7 protein-coding genes are annotated in these 7738 nt (G+C 40.5%); 4 read left to right on the top strand and 3 right to left on the bottom strand.

Going from position 1 to position 7738, the window contains the following annotated elements; genetic code table 11:
- The first annotated feature begins 117 nt into the window (after positions 1-117).
- The 4 genes from mvk to fni are packed head-to-tail and all read left to right on the top strand — an operon-like array spanning position 118 to position 4214.
- Positions 118-1080 (top strand): mevalonate kinase, encoded by a 963-nt coding sequence (gene mvk / locus ON15_RS07590; protein WP_010580893.1) that lies wholly within the window; start codon positions 118-120, stop codon positions 1078-1080.
- Positions 1077-2054 carry a diphosphomevalonate decarboxylase gene (mvaD, locus tag ON15_RS07585; RefSeq protein WP_010580892.1) on the top strand — a complete coding sequence of 326 codons (978 nt, stop codon included), beginning with the start codon at positions 1077-1079 and terminating at the stop codon, positions 2052-2054. Before mvk ends, mvaD begins: the two co-directional genes overlap by 4 nt.
- Before the next feature lie 25 nt (positions 2055-2079).
- Positions 2080-3153, top strand: a complete 1074-nt coding sequence (locus ON15_RS07580) for a phosphomevalonate kinase (protein ID WP_010580891.1) — start codon at positions 2080-2082, stop codon at positions 3151-3153.
- A gap of 23 nt (positions 3154-3176) precedes the next feature.
- Positions 3177-4214, top strand: coding sequence for a type 2 isopentenyl-diphosphate Delta-isomerase (gene fni / locus ON15_RS07575; RefSeq protein WP_010580890.1), 1038 nt, complete (start codon positions 3177-3179; stop codon positions 4212-4214).
- A 65-nt stretch (positions 4215-4279) separates the two neighbouring features.
- Here fni and ON15_RS07570 read toward each other — a convergent pair whose 3' ends face one another.
- The 3 genes from ON15_RS07570 to ON15_RS07560 all read right to left on the bottom strand — a co-directional run bounded on the left by ON15_RS07570 (position 4280) and on the right by ON15_RS07560 (position 7731).
- Positions 4280-5221, bottom strand: a complete 942-nt coding sequence (locus tag ON15_RS07570; protein WP_010580889.1) for an NADP-dependent oxidoreductase — start codon at positions 5219-5221, stop codon at positions 4280-4282.
- A gap of 153 nt (positions 5222-5374) precedes the next feature.
- Positions 5375-6763, bottom strand: coding sequence for an RsmB/NOP family class I SAM-dependent RNA methyltransferase (locus ON15_RS07565; RefSeq protein WP_010580888.1), 1389 nt, complete (start codon positions 6761-6763; stop codon positions 5375-5377).
- On the bottom strand, positions 6760-7731 hold the full coding sequence (locus ON15_RS07560; protein WP_010580887.1) for an ABC transporter permease: 972 nt from the start codon (positions 7729-7731) through the stop codon (positions 6760-6762). The genes ON15_RS07565 and ON15_RS07560 overlap by 4 nt, the downstream gene beginning before the upstream one ends.
- Positions 7732-7738 lie beyond the last annotated feature (7 nt).

Below are 7738 nucleotides of genomic sequence, written 5' to 3'. Positions count from 1 at the left end.
CTAATAATTAATTATCATTAAAATTCAGATTATTAGTTAATTTAAATTTTAATAATTTAAAAGGTTATTGTATTATAATAGGAGCTGTTGACAATTAAAAAAAGGAGTTTGTTGAATTTGATCTCCACAAATCAGAAAAATGGTTTTGGAAAGAGCCATGCAAAAATAATTTTAATCGGAGAACATTCGGTTGTATATGGCCAACCGGCAATTGCTTTGCCACTTTCAGCGGTAAAAACACAAGTAAGGATCACAGCGAATGGAACTAACGAGCAGACTATTGACTGCCGTTATTTTTCAGGCTCACTAACAAACTTACCGCCAAGTATGAAGGGCTTGCAGCATTTAATTGCTTATATTCTGACTAAAGTTATTCAACCAGTAGCTGGCTTTAAAATTACGATCCGCAGCCAACTACCAGAAGAACGGGGCATGGGATCATCAGCGGCAACAGCTGTTGCTACTATTCGAGCCTTGTTTGATTTTTTTAAACTGCCGTTAAGCCATCAGCAATTGCTACATTTAGCTAACATTGAAGAGGTTGACACTCATGGTAATCCTAGCGGTCTTGATGCGGCCACAGCTGCAAGTTCAACTCCAATCTGGATGATTAGAAATAAAGAGTTGCTGCCAATCCCAATTCATCTTAATGCTTGTTTATTGATCTGTGATAGTGGTGTCAAAGGAAAAACGAGTGCCGCAGTCGCGGAAGTCAAAGAACGTTTAAATCTTCAGCCGGTTTCCACCACCCAGGTATTAAATAACTTAGGAAAATTGACCGTTCTAGCTCGCAAACAATTAATCCAAAATGATGCAATTGCACTTGGAAAAACATTTAACCAGGCACAAGCTGATCTAAAATCACTTGGAGTCAGCAGTCCACGCTTAGATTCCTTAATTGCCCAAAGTTTAAAGCTCGGCTCATTGGGCAGTAAATTAACTGGCGGTGGTCGGGGCGGCTGCTTCATCTGTTTAATGCCGAATCGCGTCAGTGCCGAACGGGCTGCCATCAAACTTAAAAAAGCCGGCGTAACCGCTACTTGGATCCAGCCATTATCAGTTGAGGAGGAACTTGGATGACAATCCATCAAGCTAGTGCACGTGCTCATACAAACATTGCTTTGATCAAGTATTGGGGGAAAAAAGATCAACAGCTGATCTTGCCAATGAATGGCAGTCTTTCACTGACACTTGATCATTTCTATACTGACACAACTGTTGTTTTTGATTCGAGTTTAAAAGCTGATCAGTTCTGGCTTGATGATCAACGCCAAAGCGCAACTAAAATCAGTCGCTTTTTAGATTTAGTCCGCCAGCGCAGTGAGCAAAAAACTTTTGCAAAAGTAAAATCGTATAATCATGTGCCAAATGCAGCTGGTTTGGCATCCTCTGCTTCAGCCTTTGCAGCTTTAGCATTAGCTGCTAGTCAGGCTGCTGGCTTAAATTTATCACGTCAAGCCTTATCCCGTTTGGCGCGCCGGGGATCAGGTTCAGCTACCCGCTCGATTTATGGTGGCTTTGCTGAATGGCTGCCAGGAACAACCGATAAAGATTCTTATGCAATTCCTTTGCAAGAAAAAGTTGACTGGGATATCGAAATGATCGCTGTAATCATCAATCGCCAGCAAAAGAAAATTTCTAGTCGTCAAGGCATGGAACGGGTCGTAGAAACCTCGCCATATTACCCGGCCTGGGTCAAAAGTACTCAAGCAGATCTCCTCAAGGCTAAAAAAGCTATCCAAGCTCATGATCTAATCTTGCTTGGAGAACTGGCGGAATCAAATGCCTTGAGAATGCACGCGTTAAATTTAAGCGCCCGACCGCCATTTTCTTACTTTGAGCCCCAAAGCCTAGTTGCAATGCGTTTGGTTGAAAAGTTGCGCACTAGGGGGATTTGCTGTTATTATACATTAGATGCCGGTCCAAATGTTAAGGTGCTTTGCGCTCACAAGGACAGTCAAATCATCAAAGAAACACTTCAATCTGTCTTTGCTCCTGATCAGTTGATTGAAGCATTCCCAGGACCTGGTGTTCAATTAATTAATGAGAAATAAATATTTGTCGAAGGGACATGATTTTTTGATTACGGTCAAAGCTCCGGGGAAACTCTATATTGCTGGTGAATACGCTGTTGTTGAAGCCGGCTATCCCGCTATCTTGGTAGCATTGAACCAATTTGTGACAGTAACTGTCCAAGAAAGTTTTGACTATGGTTCAATTTATTCTAAACAATACCAAGAAAATTCGCTTTATTGGAAGCGGGAAGGAAACAACATGGTCTTTGATAACCGTGATAACCCGTTTCATTATATTTTGTCAGCAATTCGCCTAACAGAAAACTATGCTCAATCACTTGGCAAGCAAATGCGATGCTACCATCTTAGAATTGATAGTGATTTAGATAGCCCAGATGGAAAAAAATACGGTCTTGGCAGCTCAGCAGCAGTCACCGTTGCGACAATCAAGGCTTTATGTCAATTTTATCGTTTGTCCATGGATAAGAATCAATTATTCAAACTGGCTGCAATCGCTCATTTGGATATCCAGGGAAATGGTTCTTTGGGTGACATTGCAGCCAGTGTTTATGGTGGCTGGATCGCCTATCGTTCTTTTGATCGCCAGTGGTTGAAAATGGCGCGTCGTCAACATTCCTTAGCTGAACTAATTGACTTATCTTGGCCAGATTTGCAAATCGAATTGCTCACGCCACCCGCTTCACTGAAATTATTGATTGGTTGGACTGGCTCACCCGCATCGACCTCTCATTTGGTCGATGCGGTTGGTTTGAAAATGTCAAATCAACGCCAAGGCTACCAACATTTTTTAACTGAAAGCAAAGCCTGTATTAAACGAATGATCACCGGATTCCACCAGGGAAGTCTCACTCTGATTCAAAAAGAGATTCGCTATAATCGGAAAATATTGCGAGCTTTAAGTGATTTAAGCGGGGTGCAAATTGAAACCTCACTGCTGCATAAATTATGTGAAACTGCGGAAGCTAATCATGGAGCGTCTAAGACTTCTGGAGCTGGTGGTGGTGATTGTGGAATTGTATTGATTGATCGGCAAATTAATGCCAAAAATTTACTAGCAGCTTGGCAAAAAGCTGGAATCGAGCAGCTCGACCTCCACGTTCATCACGTACTTGATTGATTTTTAGAAAGGATTGGCGTCCGATGGATAAACAACATTCTCATCGTAAAGACGAACATGTTTTTTTAGCTGAAAAATTTTATCAGCCACAAGCTCAAAATGGATTAGCAGATATTCGTCTCCTGCCAACTAACTTACCGGAAATTTCCAAGGATGAAGTTTCGCTGACAACCACTTTGGCTGGGAAAAAAATCAGCGTTCCTTTCTTTATCAATGCCATGTCAGGTGGCAGTTTAGAAACCGCCAAATTAAATGCTCAATTAGCTGAAGTTGCGGCTACTACTGGCATCCCAATGGCAACCGGATCACAAAGTATTGCCATCAAATATCCTGAATTAGCATCAACTTTTTCAATCGTGCGCCAAAAAATTCCCCAAGGGATTGTGATTGGCAACTTAGGTGCCAGTCATGGTTTGGCCGCTGCTCAAAAAGCTGTCACGATGCTGCAAGCTGATATCTTGGAAATCCATTTGAATGCTGCCCAAGAACTGATTATGCCTGAGGGAGATCGTTCATTTTATTGGGAGAAAAATTTACAAGAAATTATCAAGTGGTTAAATGTACCGGTGATCGTCAAAGAGGTTGGCTTTGGTATTCGGCCGACAACTTTTAAACAATTGAAAAAGCTTGGAGTTCGCTATGTTGATTTGTCTGGCCGCGGCGGAACAAATTTTGCACAAATTGAAAATCAGCGTCGCCCAGCTAAAGATTTTGCCTTACTAAATGATTTTGGCTTAACAACAGCTGAAACTTTACTTGCAAGTCAAGCTTATGCTGCTGATTTCTCTTTTACCGCTTCTGGAGGAATCAGAACGGCACTGGACATTGTCAAGTGTCTCATCTTAGGTGCTGATAATGTTGGAATTTCCGGTCTTTTCTTGCATACAATGATCAAAAAGGGCGTTAGTGGCTCAATTGAACTGATTGAGCAGTTTAAATCCCAGTTGCGCTCATTAATGACTTTACTGGGTTGCCGAACAGTTGCTGATTTACGCCAGGTTCCTTATGTCCTATCAGTTGCCTTAGAGAACTTTCGCCAGCAAATTCAAACCAAACCATAATTTAAAAACTTAAAGAGCGACTAGGAAAAACTTTTTCCCAGTCGCTCTTTAAGTAACAAAAATTCCTAGTTAAAGCTGATTACGATTTTACCCGTAGTATGCTTAGTTTCACTTAATTCGTGCGCAGCTATCAAATTGCTCAATGAAAATGGCAAAACTTTGCCAATTTGAGATTTGACGACACCAGTTGACATTAGTTGAACAATTTTTTGCAACTGCTGACCATCAGGACGCAACCAAATTGATTTAAATTCAATTTGCTTTTGAACTGCTCGTTTAGCACTTTGTTCCGCCTCACCCGCAATTGAAATCAACTTACCACCGCTTGTTAACCAATCAAAGGCCATCAACTGATTGTGACCGCCTAAAGTATCAAAAACTAGGTCAAAATCTTTTAGCCGTGCAAGTTCAGCTGGTTGGTGATAATCAATAACTTGATCAGCCCCCAAACTTTTCAACAAATCAGCATGTCGCTGGCTAGCAGTTGTCCAAACTTCTGCACCGCAAACTTTTGCAAATTGAATTGCATAACTGCCAACACCGCCAGCACCAGCTTGAATTAAAACTTTTTGCCCTGCCGTTAATTTACCAGCTTCAAACAAAGCTTGCCAGGCTGTTAAACCTGCCAGTGGTAAGGCAGCAGCTTGATCAAAGGAAATATTTTGCGGTTTGCGAGCTAGTAAATCTTGATCGACGAGAGTGTACTCAGCATATGTTCCGCGCGGCGTTGTTGCAGGTCGTGCCAGGACTTCATCACCAACCTGCCAAGCTGTGACATGCTGACCAACTTCAGTAATAATGCCAGCTGCATCCCAACCAACAACAATTGGAAACTCCCAAGCAAACATTTTTTGCAAGTAACCTTGACGAGTCTTCCAATCAATTGGATTGATCGAAGTGGCTTTGAGCTTTACCACCACTTGATGGTCACCTGGTTGTGGTACTGGCAAATCAATCATTTGCAACTCCTGTGCTGATCCATAATGATTAAATCCAATTGCTTTCATTAAAACATCCTCCATTTATTAAAAGTAAGCATATTATTTAAGATAACATATTTCAATAATAATTACTAAAAATAATAACTTGCTTGATGAGCTTTTAGTTATCTCAATTCTAGTCAAAAAAGTTTGATTTTCCTCCTAAAAATTTTCGAATAATTACCGTTGACCATAACGCAAACGCAAACCCTTAGGAAAATAATTTTTCAAAACCTGATTGGCAACTTTGCCAAAACTAAAAGCTTTCTGCTGACAGGTCAGCAAGTACCAGCCATTTGGTTGCTTGTTTGAGGATAATTGCAATGGTTGACCTTGAACATATTGATTCCACTGATCAAGAGATAATTCAATCACCCGCTGGCAAAAAGCCGGATTTAAACTCAAAGCAAATCCATAAGCTGGCTCAAAACGTTTCTTTTTAAAGACCCCTAATTCTAAACCAGGACGAACAACTCGTAACCCCGTCAATTCTGGCCAATTATGATTTACATAATAAAGCTTATCATTTAAAACTCGCAAATCCACGGACTTGAATAATTGTCGGCCAAATTGCAATTGACAAAATTCCCGCCAATAGCCCTGCTCATTTGGACTTAAAGCACGGAAAATCTGATTCGATCTCTTCTTAGCCCTTTTTAATCTGCGCCCTGGCTGTGGTTGAGTATCTTGAAACTTGGCAATAAAATGTCCCTCTCCTTGAAAATGATGAGGAAACAGCCGCACTGCCCTAGTTAGTTCAGCTCGACCGTCAGCAAATTCAGGTCGACCGTTATCCATACCAGAATATTTTTTCAAAGGTAACAGCTTCAAAGTCGGATATTCAGCTAATAACCAAGCGGCAATCTGTTCATCTTCTTCGGGGGCAAAAGTACAAGTTGAATAAATCAACTGACCACCTGGTTTCAGTAATTGCCAAGCACTCTTTAAAATCTCGCGCTGTCGGTTAGCACATTCACGCGGATAGTCGACTGACCAATAAGTAATCGCAGCTGGATCCTTGCGAAACATTCCCTCACCTGAACAAGGAGCATCAACTAAAACTTTATCGAAAAAGCCTTTAAATTTCTTAATTAACTTAGCTGGCTGTTCGTTAAGAATTTGCACATTAGTTGCACCCGTTCGCTCAAGATTCTCTGCTAGAACTCTCGCCCGCTTGGCATCAATCTCATTGGCAACCAACAATCCTTGTCCCTGCAGCTTGCCAGCTAATTGCGTCGACTTGCCACCTGGAGCAGCGCAGAGGTCTAAGATACATTCGCCTGGCTGAACCGCGGCCGCTTCTGCGACGTACATGGCACTCGGCTCTTGACTGTAGAGATAACCAGTTTGATGTTCCAGTGAACGGCCAGTTATAGCTCCTAAATAACCGGTTGCCACATAGTTTAATGGCCGGCTTAAATCAGTTCTAACCTGTTTAAAATTAGGCTTGAGTGGATTTAAGCGAAACCCCTTTTGCACCTTCCCTGATTGTAAACTCGTTAAAAAAGCAGTTGCTTCTTCACCAAGCAGCTGCTGATATTTTTCAATAAACTTTACTGGTAAATTCAAGAGTGGTCCTCCTTGGTCAATGATTTTTTCAAACTAAAAATCAAATAGATGTTGCTCAATAAAAATCCAAACAATTCATAAATCAGTAAGCCCAAATAACTATTACTCTTGAACAAGACTAATCCGAACCAAGAGCCAAAAATCAACCCCAGTCCAGCCAATAAAGCAAAATTTTCCCACTCTTCAAAGATAAAAACCGAAAGTCCTTTTTGTAAGAAACGGGCCTGACGGTAACGGTGGGCGGCAAAAAAACGCCAAAATACTGCTGCCAAGATAAAGCTGATCATCACTAAAACTAAACCAAACAATTCAATCCCATGTGAAGCAATCCAAGTCTTTTGAGAAATAAAAATTTGCTTAGTATGCAGACGTTTGACTTGCACATTTCCTAAAATTGTTGTTAGTGTCTTAGCTTTTAAATTTCTTTTTCCATCAACAATCACCCGAAAATGGCTAACTAGCATTTTTTCCCTTTGTTGTAAACTAGGTATCATAAAAATCTGTTGGTCAAGGCTCGAACTAAATTTATCACCCATCACTCCTAAAACTGGGTAATAATGACCTTCATAATGCAAATAGCTTTGATCTTTAGGTTTATATAATTTTTTTTGCCAATCTTTGCCAACCACTGCCACTGGCAAGTCAGATTTTAAATCCTTAGTCGAAAAAAAACTACCTTTCAAGATGGGAGGGACCGCATAATCACCCTTCCCCCAAAAATAAGTAATTTTTTTATTACGGACTTGAAAATGAACCTGTAAATTTGTCAGTTTTGAGCTATTGCTAAGTTTGTTTTCAAACGCTGCAATTGTTAATTTATCTCTAAATTTAATTTGATAGGCATCTTGTGATAAATTATGGTTATTTAATTGAATAATCAAATCTCTTTCCTGAATTTTGAAAAAGATAAATACACTCAGAAAAGCCAGTAAAGCAGTATATACCATTAACCAGATGCGATTTTTCAAAGCCGAT

Origin of the sequence: Liquorilactobacillus vini DSM 20605, assembly GCF_000255495.1 — a bacterium.
In the GTDB taxonomy this organism is placed as follows: Bacteria; Bacillota; Bacilli; order Lactobacillales; family Lactobacillaceae; genus Liquorilactobacillus; species Liquorilactobacillus vini.
Note: the sequence above shows the minus strand (reverse complement) of the source record. Positions and strands in the feature narration are given on the sequence as shown.

Bases quoted from the DNA above. Each gene is read 5' to 3' on its own strand.
- mvaD (WP_010580892.1), top strand. From the start codon at position 1,077: ATGACAATCCATCAAGCTAGTGCACGTGCTCATACAAACATTGCTTTG.
- fni (WP_010580890.1), top strand. From the start codon at position 3,177: ATGGATAAACAACATTCTCATCGTAAAGACGAACATGTTTTTTTAGCT.
- ON15_RS07570 (WP_010580889.1), bottom strand. From the start codon at position 5,221: ATGAAAGCAATTGGATTTAATCATTATGGATCAGCACAGGAGTTGCAA.